The organism is Actinoplanes aureus (assembly GCF_015704865.1).
GTDB lineage: Bacteria > Actinomycetota > Actinomycetes > Mycobacteriales > Micromonosporaceae > Actinoplanes > Actinoplanes aureus.
Window position 1 is genome coordinate 277,023 of the sequence record NZ_JADQTO010000008.1, and the last position, 26,505, is coordinate 303,527.

At 70.2% G+C, this 26,505-nt stretch carries 24 protein-coding genes and 2 pseudogenes; 18 read left to right on the forward strand and 8 right to left on the reverse strand.

Features of this window, described 5'->3' with window-relative positions:
• The first annotated feature begins 58 nt into the window (after positions 1–58).
• The 8 genes and pseudogenes from I4J89_RS19570 to I4J89_RS19600 all read left to right on the forward strand — a co-directional run bounded on the left by I4J89_RS19570 (position 59) and on the right by I4J89_RS19600 (position 3,865).
• Complete coding sequence (locus I4J89_RS19570; protein WP_196415419.1) at positions 59–724, forward strand: hypothetical protein; 666 nt, start codon at positions 59–61, stop codon at positions 722–724.
• A 22-nt stretch (positions 725–746) separates the two neighbouring features.
• Positions 747–1,334: a dihydrofolate reductase family protein gene (locus I4J89_RS19575; RefSeq protein ID WP_196415420.1), complete on the forward strand. Its 588-nt coding sequence runs from the start codon at positions 747–749 to the stop codon at positions 1,332–1,334.
• Positions 1,331–1,447 (forward strand): annotated as a pseudogene (locus I4J89_RS19580) (TrmH family RNA methyltransferase); the annotation flags it as partial. The gene I4J89_RS19575 and the pseudogene I4J89_RS19580, both read left to right, overlap by 4 nt.
• A gap of 894 nt (positions 1,448–2,341) precedes the next feature.
• On the forward strand, positions 2,342–2,746 hold the full coding sequence (locus I4J89_RS19585; RefSeq protein WP_230859198.1) for an integrase core domain-containing protein: 405 nt from the start codon (positions 2,342–2,344) through the stop codon (positions 2,744–2,746).
• A gap of 40 nt (positions 2,747–2,786) precedes the next feature.
• Complete coding sequence (locus tag I4J89_RS19590) at positions 2,787–3,179, forward strand: hypothetical protein (protein WP_196415421.1); 393 nt, start codon at positions 2,787–2,789, stop codon at positions 3,177–3,179.
• A 2-nt stretch (positions 3,180–3,181) separates the two neighbouring features.
• Positions 3,182–3,313 (forward strand): hypothetical protein, encoded by a 132-nt coding sequence (locus I4J89_RS50875; protein ID WP_255521699.1) that lies wholly within the window; start codon positions 3,182–3,184, stop codon positions 3,311–3,313.
• Between the two features lie 67 nt (positions 3,314–3,380).
• Positions 3,381–3,533, forward strand: coding sequence for a hypothetical protein (locus tag I4J89_RS19595; RefSeq protein ID WP_196415422.1), 153 nt, complete (start codon positions 3,381–3,383; stop codon positions 3,531–3,533).
• Positions 3,530–3,865, forward strand: coding sequence for a hypothetical protein (locus I4J89_RS19600; protein ID WP_196415423.1), 336 nt, complete (start codon positions 3,530–3,532; stop codon positions 3,863–3,865). Before I4J89_RS19595 ends, I4J89_RS19600 begins: the two co-directional genes overlap by 4 nt.
• Before the next feature lie 82 nt (positions 3,866–3,947).
• On the opposite strand, the gene I4J89_RS19605 is transcribed toward I4J89_RS19600, so the two are convergent.
• Genes I4J89_RS19605 through I4J89_RS49570 form a run of 3 tightly spaced genes read right to left on the reverse strand, consistent with a single transcriptional unit; the run spans position 3,948 to position 6,923 of the window.
• Positions 3,948–4,757: an ABC transporter ATP-binding protein gene (locus tag I4J89_RS19605; RefSeq protein ID WP_196415424.1), complete on the reverse strand. Its 810-nt coding sequence runs from the start codon at positions 4,755–4,757 to the stop codon at positions 3,948–3,950.
• The gene (locus I4J89_RS19610) at positions 4,757–5,857 is read right to left on the reverse strand and encodes a FecCD family ABC transporter permease (protein WP_309238375.1); all 1,101 of its coding nucleotides are present in this window, start codon (positions 5,855–5,857) and stop codon (positions 4,757–4,759) included. The genes I4J89_RS19605 and I4J89_RS19610 overlap by 1 nt, the downstream gene beginning before the upstream one ends.
• Entirely contained in the window at positions 5,850–6,923 is a 1,074-nt protein-coding gene (locus I4J89_RS49570; protein ID WP_230859199.1) for an ABC transporter substrate-binding protein, read from the reverse strand. Before I4J89_RS49570 ends, I4J89_RS19610 begins: the two co-directional genes overlap by 8 nt.
• Before the next feature lie 674 nt (positions 6,924–7,597).
• Here I4J89_RS49570 and I4J89_RS19615 point away from each other — a divergent pair.
• The 3 genes from I4J89_RS19615 to I4J89_RS19625 all read left to right on the forward strand — a co-directional run bounded on the left by I4J89_RS19615 (position 7,598) and on the right by I4J89_RS19625 (position 12,286).
• On the forward strand, positions 7,598–9,661 hold the full coding sequence (locus I4J89_RS19615; RefSeq protein ID WP_196415426.1) for a multicopper oxidase family protein: 2,064 nt from the start codon (positions 7,598–7,600) through the stop codon (positions 9,659–9,661).
• Positions 9,662–10,006: 345 nt separating this feature from the next.
• Positions 10,007–11,497, forward strand: coding sequence for a multicopper oxidase family protein (locus I4J89_RS19620; RefSeq protein WP_196415427.1), 1,491 nt, complete (start codon positions 10,007–10,009; stop codon positions 11,495–11,497).
• Between the two features lie 219 nt (positions 11,498–11,716).
• The gene (locus I4J89_RS19625; RefSeq protein WP_196415428.1) at positions 11,717–12,286 is read left to right on the forward strand and encodes a sigma-70 family RNA polymerase sigma factor; all 570 of its coding nucleotides are present in this window, start codon (positions 11,717–11,719) and stop codon (positions 12,284–12,286) included.
• Between the two features lie 431 nt (positions 12,287–12,717).
• On the opposite strand, the gene I4J89_RS19630 is transcribed toward I4J89_RS19625, so the two are convergent.
• A complete protein-coding gene (locus tag I4J89_RS19630) occupies positions 12,718–13,380 on the reverse strand; it encodes a response regulator (protein ID WP_196415429.1) in 663 nt (220 codons plus the stop codon).
• The gene (locus I4J89_RS51525; RefSeq protein WP_196415430.1) at positions 13,377–14,390 is read right to left on the reverse strand and encodes a sensor histidine kinase; all 1,014 of its coding nucleotides are present in this window, start codon (positions 14,388–14,390) and stop codon (positions 13,377–13,379) included. The genes I4J89_RS19630 and I4J89_RS51525 overlap by 4 nt, the downstream gene beginning before the upstream one ends.
• Before the next feature lie 1,063 nt (positions 14,391–15,453).
• On the opposite strand from I4J89_RS51525, the gene I4J89_RS19640 reads away from it, so the two are divergent.
• The gene (locus I4J89_RS19640) at positions 15,454–16,050 is read left to right on the forward strand and encodes a DJ-1/PfpI family protein (protein WP_196415431.1); all 597 of its coding nucleotides are present in this window, start codon (positions 15,454–15,456) and stop codon (positions 16,048–16,050) included.
• 287 nt (positions 16,051–16,337) lie between these two features.
• Here the strand turns inward: I4J89_RS19640 and I4J89_RS19645 are convergent, their stop codons facing one another.
• Positions 16,338–17,144, reverse strand: coding sequence for a TrmH family RNA methyltransferase (locus I4J89_RS19645; RefSeq protein WP_196415432.1), 807 nt, complete (start codon positions 17,142–17,144; stop codon positions 16,338–16,340).
• 210 nt (positions 17,145–17,354) lie between these two features.
• Between I4J89_RS19645 and I4J89_RS19650 the strand changes: the two are divergent.
• From I4J89_RS19650 to I4J89_RS19660, 3 genes and pseudogenes are all read left to right on the forward strand, one after another.
• Positions 17,355–17,785 (forward strand): annotated as a pseudogene (locus I4J89_RS19650) (TrmH family RNA methyltransferase); the annotation flags it as partial.
• 126 nt (positions 17,786–17,911) lie between these two features.
• Positions 17,912–19,564 (forward strand): flavohemoprotein, encoded by a 1,653-nt coding sequence (locus I4J89_RS19655; protein WP_309238376.1) that lies wholly within the window; start codon positions 17,912–17,914, stop codon positions 19,562–19,564.
• Between the two features lie 354 nt (positions 19,565–19,918).
• Positions 19,919–20,422 (forward strand): hypothetical protein, encoded by a 504-nt coding sequence (locus tag I4J89_RS19660; protein WP_196415433.1) that lies wholly within the window; start codon positions 19,919–19,921, stop codon positions 20,420–20,422.
• 12 nt (positions 20,423–20,434) lie between these two features.
• Here the strand turns inward: I4J89_RS19660 and I4J89_RS19665 are convergent, their stop codons facing one another.
• Entirely contained in the window at positions 20,435–20,797 is a 363-nt protein-coding gene (locus tag I4J89_RS19665; protein WP_196415434.1) for a cupin domain-containing protein, read from the reverse strand.
• Complete coding sequence (locus tag I4J89_RS19670) at positions 20,794–22,101, reverse strand: MurL-like N-terminal domain-containing (protein WP_507236528.1); 1,308 nt, start codon at positions 22,099–22,101, stop codon at positions 20,794–20,796. The genes I4J89_RS19665 and I4J89_RS19670 overlap by 4 nt, the downstream gene beginning before the upstream one ends.
• Positions 22,102–22,190: 89 nt before the next feature.
• Between I4J89_RS19670 and murD the strand changes: the two genes are divergently transcribed.
• From murD to I4J89_RS19685, 3 genes are all read left to right on the forward strand, one after another.
• Positions 22,191–23,540 (forward strand): UDP-N-acetylmuramoyl-L-alanine--D-glutamate ligase, encoded by a 1,350-nt coding sequence (gene murD / locus I4J89_RS19675; protein WP_196415435.1) that lies wholly within the window; start codon positions 22,191–22,193, stop codon positions 23,538–23,540.
• Positions 23,541–24,108: 568 nt separating this feature from the next.
• Positions 24,109–25,077, forward strand: a complete 969-nt coding sequence (locus I4J89_RS19680) for a MurR/RpiR family transcriptional regulator (protein WP_196415436.1) — start codon at positions 24,109–24,111, stop codon at positions 25,075–25,077.
• Between the two features lie 41 nt (positions 25,078–25,118).
• A complete protein-coding gene (locus I4J89_RS19685) occupies positions 25,119–26,432 on the forward strand; it encodes an extracellular solute-binding protein (RefSeq protein WP_196415437.1) in 1,314 nt (437 codons plus the stop codon).
• Positions 26,433–26,505: the final 73 nt, after the last annotated feature.

Sequence of the window (26,505 nt, forward strand, 5' to 3'; positions counted from 1 at the left end):
TTGGCATGCTCCGATTTACCGGCCCTGCGAGCCTTGTCGACCCGGTGATCGAGGAGCCATGAGCATCAGCCCGCGTCAGACGGCCAGCGGTCGCCCGCTTCGGATAGCTCCGGCCTGGGTCGGCGCCGCGACGCCGGCCGCCGGCATGGACCACCTTCCGGTACGCGACGCCGTCTGGATCTGGTCGGTCCGCCGGTACGCGCGCCTGGCCCTGTGGGCGCTCCCGGTCGCCGCCGTGCTGTACGGCTGGGTCACCCTCGGCGTCGACAGCCCGCCCGGCCCGCTCGCCGTCGGGCTGGTCGCCGGCTGGCTCGCCACCATCTCGCTGATCGCCCTGGCCGGTCTGCTGGCTGGCTCGCGTACCCGCCGGTGCGCCCTGGGCGGCCTGCTCGTCGCGCTGGCCGGCGCCACCCTGCTGCTGCCGCTCGCGGCCCTGCCGGAGGACGCCGTGGTGGAGAGTGCCCCGCTGGTCGCGGGTCGCATCCCGGCGTTCCTCGGCACCGCCGGCCTGATCACGAGCATCGGTCTGCTGATGCTGGGCTGGGCGGTGTTCCGCTCCAAGCTGGTCAACCCGGCCGACGGGGTGCTGTTGATGCTCGCCGCGGTGACGATCGGCTCGGGCACCTCGGTCGCCCCACCGGTGCCCACCGTCGGAGCCCTGCTGCTGCTCGCCGCCGGGATGGGCCTCGCCTGGACCGGCGGGCGGCTGATGCCGAGCTCCTGAGCCGGTCGCGGATAATGCCAGCATGGCTAGGGTGATCGCGGACATCTCGATCTCGCTGGACGGGTTCGTCACCGGACCCGATCCCAATCCGGAGCACGGCCTCGGCCGCGGCGGCGAAGGTTTGCACACCTGGGCGTTGCACCCGGACTCGGTCGACGCCGACGTGCTCGACGAGGCGGTCGCCGCCACCGGTGCGGTCGTCATGGGCCGCCGGCTCTTCGACGTCGTCGACGGCCCGAACGGATGGAACGACGACCTGGGCTACGGCGCGGGACGCAACGCCGAGCCGCCGGTGCTGGTCGTCACGCGTACGCCGCCGGATCGGGTCCGGCTGGCCGACCGGTTCACCTTCGTCATCGACGGCCTGGCCAGCGCCATCGCCAAGGCCTCCGCGGTGGCCGGCGACCGGGACGTGGTGATCATGGGCGGCGCCGAGACCGTGCGCAGTGCGCTCGCCGCCGGGCTCGCCCACGAGCTGCGCCTGCACCTCGCCCCGGTCCTGCTCGGCGGCGGCACGCCGCTGTTCACCGGCCTGCCGCCGCGGCCGCTGCGCCAGATCCACGCCCGCCCGTCCGGGCAGGCCACCCACCTCACGTATCGGATCGACTGACCCCCGTGCCCGACGTTCACCTGATCACCGACCCTGACGACGAGCGGCTCGGCGACTATCGTGCGCTGACCGATCTCGAGCTGCGAACCAGATGGGAGCCGCCGAACGGCCTCTGAGCCCGCCGATGCCGTTCCTGTTCCAGCGGCGCTTCGCACCGAGGCCGGCCACTCACTCGCAGCTACATCCGGGAGTGCCTCGTCGCCATGTCAGATACCGCGCAGATCGTCGCAGGCGAACAGCCTCTGCAGTGGCGGCCCCACGACTTCCGGAGGATCTTCGTCACCGACGCCATCCGCTCCGGACTGCCCCACACATCGCGGCCAAGGTCCGCGGCCACTCCACGGTGGACACCACGATGGGGTATGCCGCGATCTACTCCGAGGACGTGATCACCCACCACCGGGCCTTCATCGCCCGCCGCCGCGCCGAGCGCCCAGCGAGGAATACCGCGAGCTCACCGCCGCAGAATGGGACCAGTTCCACGCCCACTTCGAGCTGCGGAAGGTCGCGCTTGGAATCTGCGGACGCGACCACGGAACGCCTTGCCAGCACGAAAACGCGTGTGTCAGATGCCCACTCCTTCGGGTCGGCGCGACGGCACGCCAGGGCCTCCCGGCCCACCTGAGTCGGGCGGCCACGAACTATCCGGTCGATCCGCCGGCTGGTGCTGCGCCTGGCCCGCGAGAACAACACGTGGGGGTACCGCAGAATCCACGGCGAACTCCTCGTCCTCGGTATCAAGATCACCGCCTCGACCGTATGGGAAATCCTCTACGAGGCCGGAATCGCCCCGGCACCCCAGCGCACCAACGACACCTGGGCGACGTTCCTACGCGCCCAAGCCCACGCGATCCTTGCCGCCGACTTCTTCGAGACGACGACGGTGACCGGTGCCCGGCTGCACGTCCTAGCGGTCATCGAACACGCGACCCCGCCGGGTACGCGTCCTCGGCGTTACCACCCACCCGAACTCGGCATGGGTTGCCCAGATAGCCCGGAACCCGCTCATGGACCTCGACGATGCCGGCTGCCGGATGAAGTACCTGATCCGAGACCGAGACGGCAAGTACCCGGCGCTGTTCGACACGATCCTCGCCGACGCCGGCATCACCGTGGTGCTCAGCGGCGTCCGCATGCCCCGGATGAACTCGGTCATGGAGCGATGGATCCAGTCCTGCCGCCACGAACTGCTCGACCGGACGCTGATCTGGAACCAGGCACACCTGCTACACGCGCTAAGCGAGTACGAACCGCACCATAACGATCATCGTCCCCACCGAGGTATCGCGAACGCCCGCCCCCAGCGTCCGCTCCCCGAGCCGATCACCAATCCCGCCGCGATCACAAGCCTGCGCATACGCCGAAATGGTCGTCTCGGCGGACTTCTCCACGAATACGATCATGCAGCGTGAGCTGCACGGATGAGGTTTTCGGCATCCGCAGGGTCCCGGTATGCCGCTGCCACAGGTCGGCGAGCTGCTACGCGGCCACGGCGTCGGTGCGGTGCAACTGCGCTGCGCCGCCGACGAGCCGGTGCACCCCGGGCTCAGCCGTGCTGAGCGGCAGGTCGTCCGGCACCAGCTCGGCGACTCCGGGCTGGCGCTGCTCGGTCTCGCCCCCTACGTCACCCTCGCCGACGGCGCCGCCGGCCTCGCCGCCCACCTGGACCTCGCGTTCGACCCGGGCGCCCCGGCGCTGCGGCTGATGCCCGGCGGCTCCGGAGCCGCCGTGGCGTATCTGACGCGGGCCGCCGCCACCCTGGCCGCAGCCGCCGCGCAGGCCCGGGGCAGCGGGTACGGCTGCTGGTCGAGACACACGACGTCTTCGGGCGCGGCACCGACCTGAGCATGCTGCTGGAGACCGCTCGGGCCGGCAGCGGCGTCGGCGCCCTATGGGACGCGCTGCACCCGTGGCGGGCCGGTGAACCACCCGAGCTGACCGCGGCGCTGCGCCCGTGGCTCGCCGAGGTCCAGGTCTAGGACGTCGCGGCCGGCGACCGGCTGACCCCGATCGTGCCGGGCACCGGCGTGGTGCCGCTGCCCAGCGGTGCTGGCCGAGGCGCGCACGGCCGGCTTCACCGGGCCGGTAATCCTCGAACACGAGGCCCGCTGGTGCCCGGACGCGGCGCCGATCAGTGCGGCCATCGCCGCGGCGGCGGGCCTGCTGGCACCGGTGCCCGCACTGTGCCGGTGCGCGTGAGCAGTACGAACCGTGGTGGCCAGCGAGGCCACTACCTCGCCGCACAGCAGGAGCGGCATCGCGCCCGAGGCCCCGCCGCCGGCCGCATCGCCCAAGGCATCGCGCACTACAGACGGTGTGATGTGCACGTTGCGGTATTCGCCGCCCAGTTCTGCAGCGGCTTGACCGTCGTGGATCTCGTCGGGTTTGAACGCCATCCGATGCCGGCACCGCTGGTGTGGTGCGCCCCGCGGCAGCGCCGGGGTGTGACCAGCCCGCAGAACGGTTGCGGCGACGAGAGCGCCGACACCGGACAGAGCAAGCAATTGCGGGGCCTGTGCGTTGACGGCTGAGTGCAAGGCCTTGTGGCTGGCGACGGGCTTGCGTCGAGAGCGCGGATGCAGCGCGCACCCCGGACTGAGATCACCAGGCCGCTCAGACCCCGGTTGTCGCGGCGACGTCGGCGGACAGCGGCGCGGTGGCGACGTGCAGCCGGCCGGTGATCGGGTGATGGCCGAGGTGGGCGCGGACGCCGAAGACGTCCGCGATCCGGTCCGGGGTGAGCACGTCGGCGGGGGGCCCGGCGGCCACCACCGACCCGGCGCGCAGCAGCACGAGATGGTCGCAGTACGCAGCCGCGTGGTCCAGGTCGTGCAGGGCGGTCACCGTGGTGAGACGCAGGGTGCGGATGAGTTCGAGCAGGTCGAGTTGCGCCCGTACGTCCAGATGGTTGGTCGGCTCGTCGAGGACCAGCAGGGAGGGCTGCTGGGCCAGCGCACGGGCGAGCAGGACGCGCTGCCGTTCCCCGCCGGACAGGCTGGTGAAGATCCGTTCACCCGCCCAGGTCATCCGAACGCGTTCCAGTGCGTCGTCGACGATCTCCTGGTCGGCGCTGGTGTCCCGGTCGAGAAGACCCTTGTGCGGGGTACGCCCCATGGCCACCACGTCTCGGACGGAGAACCCGGTGTCGACGCTGTGGTCTTGGGTGACCGCGGCGCGGTGCCGGGCGGCCTCGCGGGCGGACATCCGCCACAGGTCGTCGCCGTCGAGCCGGATGACCCCGGTCGCCGGGCGCAGCGAGCGGTAGACGGTGCGCAGCAGGGTGGACTTGCCGCTGCCATTAGGGCCGATCAGCCCGACGATCTGCCCGGGTTCAGCCACGAGGTCGACGTCCCCGACGATCGGTGTCCCGTTAATCCGTGCGGTGACCCCGGACAGATGCACGCGGGTTCCAGCCTTACCCATCAAATCACCTCGTTCTTGTTGCGGCGCAGCAGCCACAGGAAGAATGGCGCGCCGAGCGCGGCGGTGAAGACGCCGAGCGGGTACTCGTTGGGCGGGTCGACCGTGCGGGTGCCGAGGTCGACCAGGACCAGGAACAACGCCCCGCCCACCGCCGCGACCGGGAGGGCCCGGCGATGGTCGGGGCCGACGATCAGCCGAACCATGTGCGGGATCATCAGGCCGATGAAGCCGACCCCACCGGCGACCGCGACCACGGCCGCGGTGAGCAGGGCGGACACTGCGAGCAGTTCGACGCGCAGCCGGTTCACCGGGATGCCCAGGGTAGCCGCGCTGTCGTCGCCGGTGGTCAGCGCGTTGAGCGACCGGGCTCGCAGGATCAGCCAGGCCAGGGTGACGACGACGACGACGGCCGGGATGCGCAGCGCCGGCCAGGTGGCCCCGGAGACCGAGCCCAGCAGCCAGAACATGATGCCGCGTAGTTCGTTCGGGCTGGCATGCAACTGTACGTAGCTGGTCGCCGCCGTGGTCAGGTAGGTGGTGGCGATGCCGGCCAGCACCAGCCGTGTCGCGCCGAGCCGGCTGCCGCGCTGGGCGAGTAGGAAGACCGCGGCCAGCGTGAGCAGAGCGGTGAGGAAGGCGGCGCCAGCCACGCCAAGTCCTCCCAGAGCAGCCGAACCGTATGAGAGGACGAGCACCGCCCCGAGGGACGCGCCGGAAGAGATACCTAGCACGTACGGATCGGCCAGCGGGTTGCGAACCAGCGCTTGCAGGCAGACCCCGGCGACCGCGAGCCCGGCCCCGGCGAGGGCGGCGAGCAGCACGCGCGGGGTCCGGTACTGCCAGATGATCTGGTCGGAGAGCGGGTCCACCCCGACGGGGCCGCCGGTGAGGTGGGCGCTGATCACCTGCCAGACCACGCCCAGCGGCATGGCGACCGTGCCGACCGCGACGGCGGTCAGGATGGCCAGCACGAGGGCGGCGAGCAGGACGACCACGAGGGCCGTAGTGGGGATGACGGCGGTGCGCCGGCGCTCCCGGGCGTGGCCCGGCGGTGTGGTGGGTGCTGGCCGGCCCGGGGCGACCGGCGTGGTCCTACTCACGGTGCACCGCCGCGGCGATCTTCTCGACCGCGAACACGTTCGCCGGTCCGAGGTAGGCCCCGTCGGCGACGTACGTGTACGCCTTCGCCGTCGCGGCCGGCCACTGCGGGAACGCGGCGAAGATCTTCGTGGCTTCCTCGTCGGCTTTCTCACCGACGGCGAACAGGCCCACCGCCAGGATGTCCACATTGGTGACCGCGAGTTGTTCCCGGCTGAGCTGGTTGGCGCCTTCTTGGCCGCCGGCGGCGAACGGGTTCACGCCACCGGCCGAGGCGATCACGTCGTTGGCGACGCCGTTGGCCATCACCGCTGGGACGCCGGCCGCGTTCATCATCGACATGCCGGGGTACGCGATCAGCACGTTCTTCTTAGGCTTGCCGGCGACCCGGGCGCGGACCGCGTTGAGCCGGGCTCGCAGCGACGACACCACCTGCTCGGCCTTTGCCGAGACGTCGAAGATTCGGCCGAGTTCGGTGAGCATCTCGAAGCTCGACTCGATGGACTGGCCGGCGTAGGCGGCCTTCTCCGCGTCGGTGGCGTCCGGTTTGCCGTAGGCGCAGTTGGCCGGCGGCACCCAGGAGGCGATCCCGACCGCGGCCAGCTCCTGCCGGGTGGCGAAACCGGATTTGGCGTCGAAACCGCCGGACCAGGTCGACACGACCAGGTCCGGTTTCATGGCCAGCACCTGCTCGCGGGGGACGTCGAAGTTTCCGTTGGTGGTGAGCCCACCGGTGGGGACGGCGGCGACGGCCGCGGCGATGGACGGATCGTCGTAGGCCCCGTACGACTGAGCGCTCGCCGCAATCCGGTCCTGCAAACCCAGCACGATGAAGCTCTCCACCTCGGCGACCGAGGCGCCGTTGAGGATGAGGACCCGGGACGGGGCCTTGTCGAACCGCAGCGTCTGCCCACAGTTGCGCACCGTCAACGGGTACGCGGTGGTCTTCTCGGCCGGTGTGACACCGTAGGTCGAGACGGCGCCGACCGCAGCCGGTTCCCCGCCGGAGCCGATCGCGGAGCCGGTCCCGCACCCCCCTATGACCAGGCAGAGAGCCGCCCCTGTCATGGCGATGGAGCCTCTCAGAATGGTGATCACAACTCTCCTCACGCAGCGTTCTCAGCCCGTCCGGGACGTGGCCGCTGGTCAAAGGCTTGACGGGGGGTTAGTCGGGGAGGGCGCGGGGAAAGTTCCCCGCGCCGCGCCGCGCCGCGCCGCGCCGCGCCGCGCCGTCACCCGCGCACGGGTGCGGGGCGGGGAAACGCTGTGCGGCCTCCAAGGTGATGTGTTTGTGAGCCGGCCTGGACCGCCGTACCGGGTGGTGGAGGCGACACCAAGCTGCTGCCCGAGATCCAGCTGATCGAGTCCAGCGGGCACGTCCACGGTCACCAGTCGGTACTGGCCGTCTGCGCGATCACCCAGGAGGCGGCGCTGGACTCCGAGCACTACTCGTGAATGTGCGCGCATATTGCTTTCCATTCCCGGTCCGGGCCGGCGCCGGACGGCCGTACACCCGGAGATGTACGAACCTTTGAAACGCCGCCGGAAAAGTACCTCTGCCGATCGACGCGCACGCTCGAAAGAGACGAAATAATCGAGTTGATTGCAGCCGTGCGAGCGGATCGAAACAAATGGTGCGGCCGGATCGAGGCGGCGCCTCGTATTCGACCGCATCCGGCGAACTTGAGCGATCGAATCGGAGCAACGCCGCGACGCGGCCGCTCGAAAGGGAAGGACACTTGATGTTTGAGGCCTGGACAGGCGTCGACATTTCGGCTAGTTTCGCGTTGATCGTCTTCTGGGCGCTCACCTCTTGGCAACTGGGCCGCGTGGTGCGGCAGACCGAGCCGGGCAAGCTCACGAGAAACGCCCTGTGGGCGCTCGTGCTGTTGGTCGTCGCCGGGATCCCGGCCCTGGTGAAGGCCGCACTGGTCGGGATTCTCCTGGCGCAGGGCTGGCTGTTTGGGGTCAACCATCTGGTGTTCGTGGTGCCGATGGTGGTGATCCCGGCCGTGCTGTCGTTCTGGTGGACGTTCCCCGCCCTGCTCGCCCTGCGCCGCGCGGCCGACGGCTCGGGCGCCGAGCGCCGCGCCGCCCTCACCGACCTGCGGCCGGCGCTCCCGCCCCGGCTCACCGCGATCGGCGGCGCGTTCGCGGTCTGGTTGGCCTTCTTCCGGCAGCCCGTGCCTTCCCTGCTCGACGAGATCGCCCTCTACGGCACAGTGTTCCTGCTGGCCGCGCTGACCCAGGTGGTCAAACTGCGCCGGGTGGCGGGCCGGGTCGCCGCGGGCGGCGAGTTTCCCCGCTGGGGGATCCGCGCGGCGCGGGCGGCCGCCACCGTCGTCGCGTTCGTCGCGGTCGTCGTCCTCGGCCTGGTCTGGGCGGCGTCGGCGAGCAAAGTGCCGGGTCGTTACAACATGGCCGAACATGTCGGAGGTACGCATGCCCAGGCGGCTGCAGCGGCGCACAGTGGTGGCGCCCACGCCGCGGCGGCCCCCGGGAAGGGCACGTCGATCACCGAACTGACCGGCCCGCGCGACGGCGAGCCGGACCGGAAGTTTACCCTGACCGCGCAGACCTCCGAGATCACCCTGCCGTCCGGGGCCAGGATCCAGGGCTGGACCTACAACGGCACGGCACCGGGCCCGCAGCTGCGGGTCAGGCAGAACGAGCTGGTCGAGGTCGAGCTGATCAACAAGGACGTGACAGCCGGCGTCTCCCTGCACTGGCACGGCGTCGACGTGCCGAATGCCGAGGACGGCGTGCCCGGTCTCACCCAGCACGCGGTCCCGGTCGGTGGCCGGCACGTCTACCGGTTCCGGCCGCCGGACGTGGGCAGCTACTGGTACCACTCGCACCAGATCTCCTCGGAGCAGGTGCGCGGCGGCCTCTTCGGCGCCATCGTGGTCGACGCGCCGGCCGGAGCCGACGCCGGCATCACCGACATCCCGGTCGTGGTGCACACCTTCAAGGGCCAGCACCAGACGGTCAACGGCGTCGACCAGGTGCAGCGCCGGGCCACCCCGGCTGGCACCAAAGTGCGCCTGCGACTGATCAACTCGGACAGCCAGACCCGCCGCTTCGGCCTCACCGGCACCCCGTTCCGGGTCACCGGCATCGACGGTACGCCGGTGAACGGCCCGGCCGAGATCTCCGACCGGCTGCTGGTCGTCGGCGGCGGCGCCCGGTACGACCTCGAGTTCACCATGCCGGCCGGCGCGGTCCGGCTGGCCACCACCCTGCACCCGGACAAGGGCCTGCTGCTCAGCCCGGACGGCGCCGGCGAACTGGCCGCGAAACTCGACGGCGAGCCGCTCGACGCCAACAGTTACGGCACCCCGGCACCGACCGAGTTCGGCCCGGGTACCCGGCCGGAACAGATGGTCGAGTGGATCTTCGACAACCGCCTGGGCTTCTTCGACGGCTCGCTGCGCATGGTCTACACCGCCAACGGCGACCTCTTCCCGGACGTGCCGCCGGTAACCGTCCGGGAAGGCGACATCGTCAAGATGCGATTCGTCAACCGCAGCTTCGTCGACCATCCGATGCACCTGCACGGCCACCACGTGCTCGTGCTGTCCCGCAACGGCATGGCCGCCTCGGGCAGCCCGCAGTGGCTGGACACGGTCACCGTCCACCCCGGCGAGACGTACGAGATCATGTTTAAGGCGGACAACCCGGGGATCTGGATGGACCACTGCCACGATCTCGACCACGCGGCCGTCGGCATGGTCATGCACCTCAACTACGAGGGCTACAGCACCCCGTTTGAGGCCGGCCACGACACTCCGAACCAGCCGGAGTGAGCCAGGACGACCGCACCCGAACAGCCGTGCCGCTGGTTCGCCCGAGTAGTACGGCCGCTGGTCGGCGACACGGCTGTTCGGGTGCGGTCGTGATCAGGGTGCCCTGCCGCGACCAGCACCGTCAGGTTGAAAGGCTCATTCGATCACGCCATTAATCGTACGCTGCTGTGCCAGCTTGCCTGTTGTTCTGCTCTGGCGCTTCCTGCCCGGTAATGGGCACTGGAATACATCTCCGGTCGTATCCCGGCATACGTCTGGAGAGGTATGCCGGGATCGGCGAAATCAGGGGTCACTCGGGGGCTTTATAGCGAGGCAATCGATGCCGACCATGGAAGGATTAGAACTATGAAGCGTAGAAGTGTGCTCCTCCTGGCCGCCTTTTCCGGTGCGGCTACCGCCGCGGTTTCCTGTGACGCGGATTCCGAGAAGCCCTCCTCCGGCAATGGGGCCGGCTTCAGCAACTCGTTGCGGATTCCGCCGATCCTGGGTCCGGAGACCGGCGCGGACGGGATGAAGCAGTTCAACCTCACCATGCAGGCCGGCGGCCGCACCGAGTTCCAGCCCGGCAAGGTCGCCGACACCTGGGGCATCAACGGCGCCTACCTGGGCCCGACTCTGCGGGTAACCCGCGGTGACAAGGTACGCATGCGGGTCACCAACCAGATCGGCGAGACCAGTACCCTGCACTGGCATGGCATCCGGCTGCCCGCGAAGATGGATGGCGGCCCGCACCAGATGATCGAGCCGGGAGCCACGTGGACGCCGGAGTGGACGATCGATCAGCCGGCCATGATGGGGTGGTACCACCCGCATCTGCACGAGCGGACCGCCATGCACGTCTACCGTGGCCTGGCCGGCCTGATCATCATCGACGACGACAACAAGCCGGACCTGCCGAGTGAGTACGGCGTCGACGACGTCCCCCTGATCATCCAGGACAAGAACTTCGAGGACGACGGCAAGCTCGACGAGGATGGCGTGGAGGACGGCACCTGGGGTGTCCTCGGTGACAGCATCCTGATCAACGGCACGTTCGGCGCCGAGTTCAAGGTCACCACGCGGACGGTGCGGTTCCGCATCCTCAACGCTTCCAACGCCCGTGTGTACCGGGTGGGCTTCGCCGACAACCGCAAGTTCCACGTCGTCGGCACCGACGGCGGCCTGCTGGAACGGCCGGTGGAGGTGGACCGGGTCAAGCTCAGCCCGGCCGAGCGGGCCCAGATCGTGGTGCGGTTCGCCCCGGGCGAGCAGATCGTGCTCAACAGCGTCGGCGAGACGGAGCGGTCGGCCGGCGACCCGGAGGAGGACGACTACGACCTGATGAGGTTGATCACCGCGCAGGACCTGGCCGATTCCCCGGACCTGCCTTCGGCCCTCGGCGGGGTGCCCGCCACCGCGCCACCGGCCGGCGCGCGGGTGCGCACGTTCCGGCTGTCCGGCTCCGAGATCAACGACAAGGAGATGGACATGAACCGGATCGACGAGGTGGTGCCCGCCGGAGCGCACGAGATCTGGGAGGTCATCAACACCTCGTACGCACACAACTTCCACATTCACGAGGTGGACTTCCGTGTCATGGAGCTCAACGGCCACCCGCCGCCGGAGTACCAGCGCGGCCCGAAGGACACCGTCTTCCTGCCTAAGGGCGCGACAGCCCGACTGTCGGTCAAGTTCAACACGTACGTCGACCCGGTGTCGCCGTACATGTTCCACTGCCACATCTTGCGGCACGAGGACAAGGGCATGATGGGCCAGTACGTCGTGGTCGAGCCGGGCACCGAGAACCAGGTGGCCCGCACCATCAACGCCGGCTCCTCCGGCGGCCACCACAACTGATCGGCGACCTCCGTGCAGGGCCCGACTGGACGGCAGGCCTTGTCGTCGTACCCGGTCCGCGCCGTCCACCTGCCTTCGCTCCCGGCTGAGGCGCTCCCCGGCGAGCATCGACACCGTGCGCGGGATCACCCGCTCGCGGGATCTCACCCGCGCATCGCGAAGGGAGCTGTCCCCCTCGGCCGGCGGCCGGGCGGGCCTGTGACCACGAAGGGACGTGTCATGGACAACCAGGCCATCACTGCCGCCGCCCTGGCCGCGGGGCAGGGCTGCCAGGCGTCGGCCGCCACCTTCATCCGGGCCACCCAGGCCGAAGTGCACCGGTTCCTGGTCCACCTGGTCGGGCCGCGGGAGGCCGACGACCTCGCCCAGGAGACCTATCTTCGGGCGCTGCGCAGCCTGCCCCGGTTCGCCGCTCGCTCGTCCGCCCGGACCTGGCTGTTCTCGATCGCCCGGCGGGTCGCCGTGGACCACGTGCGGGCGGCCATGGCCCGGCCCCGGATCGTCCACGTGGCGGATTGGCGGGCCACTGTCGAGACGCACGGGCCGGCCGTCGACGCCCGGATCGACGAGCAGACCGCGCTGCGGCAGCTGCTCGACGGCCTGGCGCCGGAGCGGCGGGAGGCGTTTCTGGTCACCCAGATGCTCGGCCTGTCCTACGCCGAGGCGGCCGAAGTCTGCGGCTGCCCGGTCGGCACGATCCGCTCCCGGGTGGCCCGGGCCCGTGCGGATCTGGTTGCCGCGATGGCCGCGAACACTTCCGAACCGGCTCGCCGACGCAGCGCCAGATAGCACCTTTCCGCACCTGGGAAAGAGGAGATTGATCATAATGTGGCGGGACATGCGCGAAGCAGTCACGGAAAATGACGAAGATCAAACACCCGCACGTCAGACGGTGTTCTCCGGCATATGTGGGAGCCGATGGCTCGCGTTCTTGGCAGGCCCTGCGCGGGGACGCCAGCAGCAGCGGGCACCCAACCACCAACAGCACGTGCGACAGGATCCGCCCGAGCTCGACCTGACCGCCGGCCACGTCCTCGGCGTTAGCACCGGGGCGCGCCCGGGACAACGAGGACGGCACCGTCGTCAACCTGGGGACTCTGTACTACGAGTCCGGCTTCGGCGCCGACCGCGTGGAGGACCCGTTCCTGGTCACAGCCGACGGCAACCGGCTGCTCACCACGCAGGACCGCAAGCTCGCTGGGATTGGCTGACCGGGCCGCTCACGGCAGCCAGCCGGGCAGGGCGCGGCCCGACTCGTACGCCCACACCACCAGCTGGGCCCGATCCCGCAGGCACAGCTTGGTGAGGATCCTGCTGACATGGGTCTTGGTGGTCGCGTGGCTGATCACCAGACGGCCGGCGATCTCCTCGTTCGACAGGCCGCGGGCTACCAGATCCATGATCTCCACCTCGCGCGCGGTCAGCGTGTCCAACTCCGGCGCCGGCGGCGGGGTCAGGCGCGCGGCCACCTCGGCGATTAGCCGCCGGGTCACCGACGGGGCGAGCAGGGCGTCGCCGCGAGCCACCACCCGTACCGCCCGGATCAGGTCCACCGGATCGGTGTCCTTCAACAGGAAGCCGCTGGCACCGGCCCGGATCGCGCCGTAGACGTACTCGTCCGCCTCGAACGTGGTCAGGATGACCACCTTGACGTCCCGCAGCGTCTCGTCCGAGCAGATCTCCCGGGTCGCCGCCAGGCCGTCCAACTCCGGCATCCGGACGTCCATAAGGATCACGTCCGGGCGCCGCTCCCGGGCCAGTTTCACGGCCTCCCGCCCGTTGGCGGCCTCGCCGCTCACCTCGAGATCCGGCTCAAGGCTGAGGATGGAGCGGAACCCGGCCCGAACCAGGATCTGGTCGTCGGCAAGGACTAGAGAGATCATCGGTGTCCGCTCTCGTCGAGGGTAACCGGCAGCCGAGCCCGCACCGTGAAACCGCCTTCGGGTCGCGGTAAGGCCTGGATCCGGCCGCCGATCATGATGGCCCGCTCGGTCATCCCGCGTAGACCGTTGCCGTTGCGTAGCGTCTCCGGGTCCACCGGGCCCTCACCGTCGTCCTCCACGGTGACCATCAGTTGGCCGCCGTCCTGCCGGATCACCACCCCGGCGCTGCTCGCCGACGAGTGCCGGATCGCGTTGGTCAGCGCCTCCTGCATGATCCGGTACGCGGCCGCGTCCACCGTCGCCGGCAGCGCCGTCGCAGCCAGCTTGACCGAGGACCGCACCGGCAGCCCGGCCGCCTCGGTGCCGGCGATCAGCTCCCGCAGGCGGGCCAGCGACGGCCCGGGCTGCACCGGGTCCGCGCGGTCCGCCTGGCGCAGCAGGCTCAGCACCGCCCGCACCTCCCGCAGCGCGTCATTGCTGGTCGTCCGGATCGCCTCCAACGCCTCGAACGCCGGCTCCGGCGACCGGATGCGCAGCGCGGCGCTGGCCTGCACGTGGATCAGCGAGATCTGGTGCGCTACCACGTCGTGCAGCTCGCGGGCGATCCGCAGCCGCTCCTCCATGGCCCGGCCCGACGCCTCGCTCTCCCGGGTCGCCTCGGCCAGGGCGGCCCGCTGCTCGGCCTGCGCCACGTGGCGGGCCCTGGTCCGGGCTACCTCGCCGAGCACCACCGTCAGCAACAGGATCGGGGCCACCCCGATCACGGTCTGCACCTGGTCGCGCAGCATGCCGTTGAGGCCGTCGGCGTGCAGGGCCGGCAGCACCGAAAAGGCGAGGACCAACAGCACCGCGGCGCTTACCGACAGCACCGGGCTCCGGTCGCGGGCCACCGTGTAGAGGGCGACGACGAAACTCAACGCGATCGGCGCGTCCGGGAAACCGGGCGGGTAGTACGCCAGAGCGGCCGCGCTCGTGCACACCAGCACGGCCACCGGGTAGTTCTGCCGCACAGCAGGACCGCCGAGGCGATCAGGATCAGCGCCCAGCCCAGCGGCATCAGCGGCCGGTCGTCATCGTCCGACGTGGTCAGAACGGTGATCATGTTGAGTGCCAGAACGAGGCAAGAGATGGCCGCCTCCCGCCACGTCGTCACCGAGCGGGTGCGCCACATACCGACCACCCTAAGCATGCCGCTGACCGCCGGTCACTCCAGTGGTGACCAAGCGTGTCCTTGCAGGCGCCCAACGTCGCCGTATCGTCGCGGGCCGCGCTCGAGCCGGGCTCGATAGTTGATCAAATCTGGGCCGCGATTCAGGGGCGTTGTCGGCGGGCCGGGTCACGCACTGCACCACGACGCCGGCGGCGAGGCCCGCTGGGCCGAGGATCAGGTGGTTGATCTCGAAGCCGGGCCCGTCACTGCCGAACAGGATCAGACCGAGTACGAGACCGGCCAGTCCAAAGACGACTGTTCTCATCGCCGGCGCTCCCCATCCATCGATTCGGCATTGGCCCGTCCGACCGGCGCACTGCCGTCAAGCCCGGGGAGAAACCTATTGCCAGGCGAGAAGTGAGAACAACCGTCCGGAGATGTACTCGGCGGGGGTTTTCCGAGCGATTTCATGCGACTCGAGATGTACGCGGGGTCAGGCCAGCCGGCGATCCCGTGGGCCGAGACGCGGATGACCGCCGCTCGGCCTGGGCGGTTCGCCATAGCCCCGGCGGTATTCAAATTTGCGGCGGCCGTCACCGATCCCCGCGGGTTCTGACGGGCTGGCCCGGTGCCCAGGACGCCCGGCACTGGCAGCCAGTCGTGCGCCGGCAGCTGGGGCGGACCTGCGGTGGAGGCGCGCTCGCTCGCCCCGACTGCTGGGTGTACGGGCCGACGTGACGCGCACCATAAACCGGCACCGTCAGCGGCGGCCACCTCGCGGGCAAGGTCGGCCACCGTGATGGGCTGATGTAGATACGACCGGCGCCGGGCCCGGCTGACAAACGCGATGAATGGCCGGTTCCTTACGCACGACGGCCCGGATGCCACTGGCACGTCCAGTGTGTAATGGCGAGCCTGTGTATATGCGAATCGAGATTCTCATTTTCGACGGCTTCGACGAGCTTGACGCCTTCGGACCATTCGAGGTCCTGTCCACCGCCGGGTTCGACGTGGAGTTGGTGGCCGTACGCGAGCCCGGTCCGGTGCGCAGTGAGCGGGGCGTCCAACTGAATGTGCCGAGCGTGCTGGGCCGCCCGGACGGGGTGATCGTGGTCGGCGGCGGATGGCTGGACCGAGCCGAGGAAGGCTCTTGGGCGCAGGCACAGCGCGGTGTGCTGCTCGAGCGGCTGGCCGACGTGGCCGGATCCGCACGGTGGACGGCGTCGGTATGCACGGGTGGGATGCTGCTCGCCGCAGCCGGCCTACTCACCGGGCGCAACGCCACGACGCATTGCAAGGCGTACGACGAATTGCGCGCGTACGGCGTCAACGTGATCGAGGAACGGGTGGTCGATGACGGCGATCGAGTTACCGCAGGCGCGTTGAGCGCCGGATTGGACCTGGGCCTGTGGCTGACCGAGCGCGAGTTGGGCGTGGAACGCGCTGCTGAGGTGGCCGCCGCCATCGACATCTCCCTGCGGTCCCCGGTCTGGAAGCGTCAACTAGAGAATTTCCGATGAATAGCATCCGGGCATCGGCTACAGGACCGGTTGTCCGATCGTAAGGAATGACCAGGCTGGCCGGAGCGCCTTGGCGAAGCGCTGTGCCCGACTTTCCCGGCTAATGCATCGCATGCGGCCTTGATGGGGTAATCCGGATGGCGGATCTTGGAGCTGGTTGCTTAATGGGTGCGGACGCCGTTGCGGGACTTCGGATGCTTCACCCTCGCCCGGCCCGAAACCCGCCGCCTGGACCCGTGCGCTGGTGTCGGCTCGTCCGCGTCGATGAGGGCACTCGAGGGCGGTGGTCAGGCAGTCATGTCGCGGGTGAGTTCGTAGAAGGTGATGGCGGCGGCGGTGGCGACGTTGAGGGAATCGACGTTGTTGTGCATGGGAATGGCGACGCGGACATCACTGGCCTTAAGGGCGTCGGGGCTGAGGCCGGGCCCTTCGGCGCCGAGCAGCAGCGCGGGTCGCTTCCGCTGGGCCGCGGTGAGCTGCGGCAGGGCGACCGCATCCGGTGCCGGGGTCATTGCTAGGACGGTATAGCCGGCGTCGCGGATGGTGGTTAGCGGGTGGGGCCAGGTGTCTGTTTTGGTGTAGGGGATGGCGAAGACTTCGCCCATGCTGACGCGTACGGCGCGGCGGTAGAGGGGGTCGGCGCAGGTGGGGGACAGGATGATGGCGTCGATGCCGAGGGCTGCGGCGCTTCTGAAGAGGGCGCCGAGGTTGGTGTGGGTGTTCAGGCCTTCGAGGACGGCCAGGTTCCGGGATGTTGCCAGCACCTCTTGGAGGGTGGGCAGGGGGCGGCGGTGGAAGGAGGCGAGGATGCCGCGGTGGACATGGAACCCGGTGATCGCCTCGAGTACGCGTGGTGTGGCGGTGTACAGGGGTGCGTCGGTGGGGAGTTCGGTGAGTTGGTCGGCGCGTTTGGCGTCGACGAGTGCGGAGCGCATCTGGTAGCCGGCGCGTAGGGCGCGGCCGATGACGAGTTCGCCTTCGGCGATGAACAGGCCGTTGGGGGGTTCCCAGCGGGTACGTAGTTCGAGATCGGTCAGGGCGCGGTAGTCGCCGATGCGGGCGTCGTCGGGGTCGGTGATGGCGATGGCGGGCACACCGAGCATTGTGCCGACCGCTGACCGGAGGCCCTCCAGCCGGTCAGCGGGCGGTATGGGCCGTGACCAGGGTGGCGTCCTGCGGCCACCTGATCGGTGGGTATCTTGGCCTGCCGGACGCATGGCTGGGCGAGTTGTGGCAGTGTGTGGTGGAAAGTGGTCCTCGCGTGGTCTAGGCTGGCGAGGGTCAGAGGGTGCAGTTTGAAGATCCACACCAACATCGGCGCGGTCTCCGGGGCGCGGCCGCGCTCGGCATCGACGCCGTGCTGCTCTCGCCGACCTGCGCGGATCCGCTCTACCGGCGCAGCGTACGGGTCAGCATGGGCGAGGTCTTCGCGGTGCCGTACGCGCGTCTCGACCCCTGGCCGGACGCCCTGCACCGGGTCCGCGAGGCCGGATTCACCGTTCTCGCGATGACCCCGGCCGCCGACGCCGTCGCCATGCAGCGGCTGACGCCCTCGCAACGAGCCCGGGCGGCGCTCCTGCTCGGCGCCGAGGGGCCAGGGCTGTCGAAGCACGCCCTCGCCGCCAGCGACGTCCCGGTGAGGCTTCCGATGCGCCGCAACGTCGACTCACTCAACGTGGCGGCCGCGGCGGCGGTGGCCTTCTGGGAGCTGGGCCGCGACGACGAGGAGATCTGAGTCGGTGTCCGTCTGCGAGCGTCACGGCTACCCGTGCGGGAAGATGGACCTTGGGCCGGTCCGTTCTCCGGCCCGCCGCAGCAGTACGGTTGTACTGGTCGGTGTTCCGGTCTGTCGGGGGTGTCAGTGTCGTCTGGTTCGGACCCGCATCTGCTCGCCCTGCTACGCGCCATCCGGCTGCGGCAGAGCGCGCCGGACGCGGCTGCCGCCGGTGCGTCCGACACCGCGGCGGCGCTCTCCGAGCTGAGCGGTGCCGAGCCGCCGCCCGAGGAGGAGTCCGACTCGCAGCCGACTCCCGGACCGGTGGTGCCCTACGGCGGCGGTGGTGGTGGTAGTGGTTCCGGCCGCCGGAGCACCGCCGGACCGGCGCAGCGTCCCGCCGACCGGGGCACCTCCGAGCTGCTGTGGCGCGGCGACCCCGGTGCCACCCTCGGCCGGTCCGGGCTGGCGGCCCGGAAGACACGCCGCGGCGCGTGGGGCGTACCCGTCGGTGGGGTCAACCCGGTGGGCGGCACCTCGGCCGTACCGGAAATCCCGCCGGTGGCGGGGCCGCGCCCGATCGGGCCGTCCGGCACCGAGTTCCCCGGTGTGGTGGTGCCGCAGCCGCCGAGCCGTCCCAGCACGCCCACCCCGCTGCGACAGGACGGCATGGACCCGGCCGACGACGCCGCGCTGCGCGACACGCAGCGCCTGCTCAGCACCAGCCTCACCTTCGCCGGCGGCAGCGAGGAGGTCGCCGAGCGGCTCTGGCACGCGCTGTACCGGGCGCAGCCCGACCTGCTCTCCGTGCTGCCCGGCGCACCGGACACGCAGCTCGATCAGTTCGCGCGGGCGCTCACCTGGCTCGCCCACCACCTCGACAACCCGCCCGTCCTGGTCGCCGGATGCAGCGCGCTCGGCGCCGCGCTCTCCGAGTGCGGCGTGCAGTGGAAGCAGTTGGACCTGGTCGGGGCGGCCCTCGCCGAGGCGATGCGTGCCGGGATGGCGCCCGGCGCGTGGCGGCAGGACTTCGACCACGCGTGGCGCTGGACCTGGCAGCACATCTACGGGTGGATGGTGCACGGCGGCTCGCTGACCGGCTACCAGCCGACCGTCTGGGGCGCCGAAGTGGTCGCACACGAGCTGCGCCGGCCGGACCTGGCCGTGGTGCGGCTGCGGCCGTTCCTGCCGATGCCGTACCGGCCGGGACAGTACGCCCGGGTCGAGGTGCCCGCCGTGCCCGGCGTGTGGCGCCCGTACTCGCTGGCCCGCACACCGCACGGCGACGACCTCGTCGAACTGCACGTGCGCGCCAAGACCGAGACCGGGGTCAGCGGAACCCTGGTCTACGAGACCGGGGTCGGCGACCAGATCAAAATCGGTCGTGCCGAGGGTGACATGGGCCTGCCCGCCGAACCCGGCCGTGGCGTTCTCATGATCGCCGGGGACACCGGTGTGGCCCCGATGAAGGCCATGCTCGCCGCGCTGGCCGCCACCGCCGACCCGCGCCCCGCCGTACTGTTCTGGGGCGTCCGCGACATGGCCGAGCTTTACGACATGCCCGACCTGGCCGACATCGCCCGCGCGGCGCCGCGCGCCACGGTGGTCCCGGTGATCGCCGAGGGCGATCCGGGACCGTACGCGTCCGGGCTGGTCACCGACGCCGTCGCGGCCTACGGCGAGTGGTCCGGCCACGAGGTCTACCTGGCCGGCCCGCCGCTGATGCTCGCCGCGACGAGCGCGGCATTGCAGCAGCTGGGCGTCGCACCCGAGCGCATCCATCACGACACACCCGAATAGGGGTACGGGTAACCGCCCGTAACCGCCGAACCGGACCGTCCCGCCGAGCCGCGCGACCGGCTGCCCACTCCGGGCCGCCAACGCGGCCGCCGGGCCCAGGTGCCGGGTCAGCGGACCGTGTAACCCGGGATGGGCGGGTGGCGTGTCTGGGCGGCGACGCGCTGGGCCGTTGCGGGTGTCGGGTCAGCGGACCGTGTAACCCGGGATGGGCGGGTGGCGTGTCTGGGCGGCGACGCGCTGGGCCGTCGTGGGTGTCGGGTCAGCGGATCGCGTAGCCGAGGATCGACGGCCGGCGTGCCCGGGCGGCGACGCCGGGCGGGTTTGGTCGCTGAGGAGGGCGGGAACCGGCCGAGGGTGACCGACCACGCGGTGATCGAAGTGCCGACGGTCCGGACCGACAACCGCATGCAATGGGTCCTGCTCGTCGTGCTGGTGCTGAACCTTCTGGTGACCGCCGCCCGGATGTCGCTGCCGGTCGCCCTGGGTGCGGGGGCGCTTGCGGTGGCCGGCGTGATCACCGCGGTGGTGCTTCAGTTCCGCACCTCGAAGGGGCGGCCGCCGGTGCGGGTGACGCCCGGCTACCTCCAGCTCCCGGACAGCGAGACGTCGACAGTGGAGATCGCCTGGGCCGACATCGCCGGATTCCGGATCCGCCGCCGGCAGCTGCTGCCACACCTCGAGGTTGAGCCGGTCGATCCGGCACGGCTCCGGCCGGCCCCGGACCCCTGGCAGCGTGCTGCCGGGACCAGGGGCGACCGGTACCGGTTGAGCGTGGCGCTCGGCGGTGACGCGGCGAGCCGCGCGCGCCTGCGTGCGGAGCTGGCGGCCCGGACCCGACCCGGCGCTGGTCCGGCTTGAGGCGACATCGGATCAGCGGACGGCGTATCCGGGGATCGAGGGCCAGCGGACGGTCAGCACGACCGACTCCTCGGCGGCGTACCAGGAGTGGTCGACGCCCCGGCTCCACACGACGTAGTCGCCCTGTTTGTCCAGGACGACGGTGCGTTCCGGGAACTCCATGTGGAAGCAGCCGCTGATCAGCACCAGCAGGGCGGTGCGGTGCTCGCCGCGGACCCAGGCGGCCCGGCGGTCGCCGCGCGGGTGGCGGCCCCACTTGATCTCGACGTCCGCGCTGTGCCGGGGGTCGCCCTCCGGCTTGAAGTGGCCCAGCAGCCAGCCGTGGTCGGCCAGCGCGTCCGGGTCGGCGTTACCGACGTAGATGCCGTCCGTCACGCCGCGGACACCGCCTCGTCGAGGATCTTGCGGTAGGCGGGCGGGATGTGGTTGGCGCCGGCCGGTGTGAAGACGTCGCTGTGCGAGGCGTCCGCCCACGCGGAATCCGGCACGGCCGCGCGCAGGGCGACGAGCACCGGCGCGTCGTCGGTCAGCATGGCGAGCGCGACCAGGCACTCCTCGGCCTCGCCGACGCACTCGAACGGCTTGTGCGCGTCCACGCCGAGCAGTTCCAGGAAGCCGGGGATCTGGGCCTTGTCGGTGAAGAGGTCGTGGCCGAAGATGTGCGCCAGCCGCTCCCGGGACATGTGCGGTGCCATCGCCAGGAAGACGAACCGGCACTTCGGACAGTCACCGCACCAGCGCGCGGTCGGGTCGTGCAGCTTGAAGGCTTTGTTACAGCTGGTGACGACGTCATCGTACGCTGTGTGACCGGCGAAGAGCTGTGCGATGTGCAGCTCGGACAGCGGCCGCAGCAGCGAGAAGTACGGATCGACCAACCCGGTGTGCGCGGTCACCGCGTCCCGCAGCAGCCCCTCGGCCACCACGCCCTTGGACCACTGGTGGTTCACCTCGTGCCCGTTCCAGACCAGGTTCGGGTCTGAGGCGGACCGCTCGTTCGACATCACCACCGGGCCGAGCCCGTGCCACACCGCGGTGGCGATCGCGATCAGCGAGTTGATCGCGGTGACCGGGATGTGCCCGTTCAGCGCGCCGGCCTTGTTCAGCTCGAAGAGCCGCGGATCGAGCTTGCGGCGGGCGGCGAGCGCGGGCAGGCCGGAGGCGACGTTCACGTTCTCGATCACCGGGTTCGGGTTGACCGAGAACGGCACCGGGTCCAGCCCGGCCGCCCGCAGGATCTCCAGCGTGACGATCGAGTCCTTGCCGCCGCCGACCGCCGAGAGCGGCCGGCCACGGACCTCGACCGGAGCGGCGGCCGGGGTGACGCCGGGCGTCTCCACGGTCAGCGCCAGCACGTGGGCCAGCTGGTTGCGGTACGCGTACTCGGCGAGGCCGTCGGTGTAGACGGCGGTGAAGAACGCCGCCACCTCGGCCGGCACCGGGTTCGGCGCCAGCACCCGGGGCGCGGCGCCGACCTTGTAGTAGCTGACCCCGGCGACGACGTGCAGCAGGTCCAGCACCCGGTGGAAGGCTTCCGGGACCTCCGGCCGCTCCGGCACCGGGAACGTGATCGTCTCGGTGAAGCGCAGCGGCTCCGGTCCGTCCAGCAGGTAGTCGAACGTCGCCACCCCCGTCGACGGGTCGAACGCGTACGAGGGGAAGCGCATGACGTCGAACTGCACCCGGGAACTCCTGTCTTTCGGCCGACGGGCAATATTAGTTCGGTCCTTGCGAAACCGGCTGTGCTGAACTCAAAGCGTTGGGAGACGACGTGCGCCTGGCAGATCTGCGTGGCCGCTCGGTGGCGGTCTGGGGGACCGGCCGGGAGGGCCGGGCCGCGGTGACCGCGATCGCGAAGCACGGGCCGTCCCGGCTGATCGCCGTTGACGACAGCGCCAACTACCTCTCCACCGCCTGGGAGGGTGAGCTGGCGGCACTCGCCCCGCTCGCGGGTGGGGAGCACGCGCAGGCCGCGCTCTACACGGCCGACGTGGTGGTCCGGTCGCCCGGCGTGCCGCAGACGCACCCGTACCTCACGGAGCTGCGTGCCCGGGGGATCACGGTGACCGGCGGCAGCGCGCTGTGGATGGCCGAGCACGCCGCCCGGACCGTCGGGGTGACCGGCAGCAAGGGCAAGAGCACCACGTCCAGCCTGATCAGCCACCTGCTGGCGGCGACCGGCCGGCCCAACGCGTACGGCGGGAACATCGGCATCCCGCTGCTCGACCTGCCCGAGTCCGACCTGTACGTGCTGGAGCTCTCCAGCTACCAGTGCGCGGATCTGACCGACTCACCGCGGGTCGCGGTGGTCACCTCGCTCTTCCCGGAGCACCTGGACGCGCACGGCGGCGAGCGCGAGTACTACCGGGACAAGCTCAACATTCTTCGGTACGGGCCGGAGCTGATCGTCGTCAACGGGGTGGACGAGCGGCTGCGGGACGAGATCCGCGGTGTGACCGATCGCAGCGGGTTCCCGCCGGTGCCGGCGGCCGCTGACGACTCCCGGTTCCGGGTCGAGGACGGAACGGTCTTCTGCAGCGACGACGAGCTGTTTCCGCGGGACGCCCTGGCGCTGAAGGGCCGGCACAACGAGCGGAACCTGTGCGTCGCCCTCGCGGTCCTGGACGGCATGGGTGTCGACGTGGCCGGGCAGCGGGCGGTCATCGAGGAGGCGGTCCGGTCGTTCCGGGGGCTGCCGCACCGGCTCGCCGAGATCGAGGACCCGTCCGGGCTGACCTTCGTCGACGACACGTTGTCGACCAGTCCCTACTCGGCCATGCACGCCATCGAGGCGTACGAGAACCGGCCACTCACGGTGCTCGTCGGCGGTACCGACCGCGGTCTTGATTACTCACCGTTACGAGACTTCCTCGCCTCTCGGGAACTCACCGTGATCGGCCTGCCGGACAGCGGGCCGCGCATCCTCGCCGAGCTCGCCGGGCTGCCGAAGGTGCGCACGGTGGCGTCCGAGGACCTGTTCGACGCGGTCCGGCTCTCCCGCGAGCTGACCCCGGCCGGCGGAGTGGTGCTGCTGTCGCCGGCCGCGCCGAGCTACGGCCACTTCCGCAACTTCGAACACCGCTCCGAGGCCTTCGCCCAGGCCGTCCAAGACACCAGGTAGACCCAGCCCCACCCCAGCGCGGCCTCCGGCCCCCTGAGGCAGCACCGGGGTTGGCCAGTGCCGTGCGTGCGGCTGGGCCCAACCGCAGTGCTGTCTGAGCGGGCCGGAGGCGGCGCTGGGGTTGGGCTGGTGGCCGCTGCGTTGGCCGGCGCGCCCGGTGGGGCCTTGCGTCGTGCCTGGCTGGGGTGGCTCGGCGGGCATGTGTAGCTGGGTTTCGTGGTGTCTGACGCGTACCGATAATTATTTTGATCTTGTTTCTTGAGTGACGGCGAGGTTTCGCCGCGTCACTGGGATTGACCGAACGGACCACCTGGCGTCCGCCTTTCGGGTAGCCGTGTGCTGACGAACGGGCAAGGACAAATCAGGCTCAATGCGCTCATGTGATGGCGGTCACGTCGTAAGGGTTATTTCTGGATCGATGACCGTCATCCGGGGCCTGCGAAACATCAGTTCATTGCCCCAGGCCAGGTCACGTTTTTGAAAACATCCTTCACAGTCTTGACAGCGAGGGGCGGTTAGTAAGAACTTTTACCGCGACAGTAAACAGTCCTTCCTGAAAGGGTGTCCGATGGCTGAGCCGGAGATGGACGGCACCGCGATGACCGCGGTCGCCGACTCGCTGGTTCGCGACCGCGCCGCCCTTAACGGGATTCCGCAGCTCGCGAACTCCGACGGGGTGCTGCTGCGGGTGCGGACCCTGCTGCCGGAGTTCACCGGGGCGCTGCAGCGGGTCGCCGAACAGGTGCTCGCGGATCCGGCCGCCGCGTCGCGGGCCACGATCGTCGAGCTGGCCGAGCGCAGCGGTACGTCGCCGGCCACGGTGACCCGGTTCTGCCGGGCGCTGGGCTTCGACGGGTACGCGGACCTCCGCCTCGGCATCGCTGCGGAGACCGGCCGGGCGCGCTCGGCCGGCTGGACCGTGGACATCGGCCGGGAGATCCAGCCGAACGATCCGCTCGAGCGGGTCCTCGGTCAGATCATGGCGGCCGACACCCGGGCCATGCACGACACCGCCTCGCTGCTGGACCTGAGCGAGGTGGCGCGGGCCGCGGTGGCGATCGCCGCCGCGCCGCGGGTGAACATCTTCGGCGCCAGCGGAAGCGCGCTGGTCGGCGAGGAGATGCAGTTCAGCCTTCATCGCATCGGCATCCCGGTGTGGGCCTGGACCGACGTGCACAACGGTCTGGCCAGCGCCGCGCTGTCGAGGCCCGGCGACGTCGCGCTCGGCATCTCGCACAGTGGCGAGACCGGCGAGACGATCGAGCTGCTCGCCGAGGCGAGCAGCCGGGGCGCCACCACCATCGCGCTGACCAGCTTCCCCCGTTCCCCGCTGGCCGAGCTCGCCGACATCGTCCTGCTCACCGCCACACAGGCGACGACCTTCCGCCCGGACGCGCTCAGCGCGCGCCATCCGCAGCTGGTCGTGCTCGACCTTCTCTACGTCGCCGTCGCGCAACGTACCCACGAACGTTCGCATGCCGCGTTCCAGCGCACCGCTCAAGCGGTGCACGGGCACAAGGCCGCGAAGGACAGCTGAACCCCTTTTCTCATAAGAATGAAACCCTCTGGGGAGGAAAAGTGAAGCGCAAGATCGCGGTTGCCGCGACGCTCGCTGCGACGCTGTTCGGCGCCGCCGCGTGCGGTGGCTCTGACAGCAACGAGGGCGCCACCTCGGCCAACGCCACGGTCGACGGCAAGGGCAAGACCATCAAGGTCTGGCTCATGGTCGACGCCGAGACCGCCTGGAAGCCCGTCGTCGAGGACGCCACCGCGCGGTTCACCGCCGCCACCGGTGCCCAGGTCAACGTCGAGTACCAGCAGTGGGCCAACCACCTCACCAAGCTGGACGCGACGCTGGCCGGCTCGGACGTGCCGGACGTCGTCGAGCTCGGTAACACCGAGTTCTCCAAGTACGTCTTCAACGGCGGCTTCGCCGAGCTCAACAAGGGTGACTTCGAGAACTCCGACACCTGGCTGTCGGGTCTGTCGGGCGCCTGCGAGCTGGACGGCAAGACCTACTGCGTGCCCTACTACGCCGGTGCGCGCGTCCTGATCTACCGCAAGGACCTCTTCGAGAAGGCCGGCGTCACCGAGGCGCCGAAGACCTACGCGGACTTCCTCTCGACCGCCGAGAAGCTGCAGACCGGCAACGCGGCGGACAAGAAGTTCAGCGCCGTCTACATGCCGGGCCAGTACTGGTACGCGGCGATGTCGTGGGTCAAGTCCAACGGTGGCGAGATCGCCAAGAAGGACGGCGACAAGTGGGTCGGCCAGCTCTCCTCGCCCGAGTCTCAGGCGGGGCTGCAGAAGTGGGTCGACATGACCAAGAAGTACTCGAAGGCTGACGTCACCAAGAACGAGAACGAGCAGGCCGGCATCTTCGCGCAGGGCTCGGGCGGCATGTTCTACGGCAACGCCTGGGAGCAGGGTGTGGCCGAGGAGGTCCGCAAGGACCCGAACGACCCGAACTCGCCGCTGGTCCCGACCAAGGTGAAGGGCAAGCTGGCCGCCGCGCCGATGCCGGAGATCCCGTCCTTCCTGGGCGGCTCGAACCTGGGCGTCACCCAGAAGAGCGCCAACAAGGAGCTCTCCGCTCAGTGGATCAAGTACTTCACCGACGCCAAGTCGATGGAGGGCCTGATCAAGGCGAGCGCCCTGCCGAACTCGACCGCGCTGCTGGACAAGGCCGCGACCGAGAACCCGAAGATCGCGCCGGCCGCGCTCTCCGCCAAGCAGAGCTGGTTCCCGCCGAACGCCGAGAAGTGGGCCGACGTGGAGAAGGGCAACGTTCTCCAGACCATGCTGACCGACATCCTGACCGGTAAGAAGTCGGTGGCCGACGGCGCCAAGTGGGCCGACGAGCAGATCAACGCCACGCTCAACGAGGCCTGATGACCCGGTGGCGGCCCGCCCCCCCCCCCCCCCCGCCCCCCCCCCCCCAACAACGGGGTGCGGTAAGGTAGTT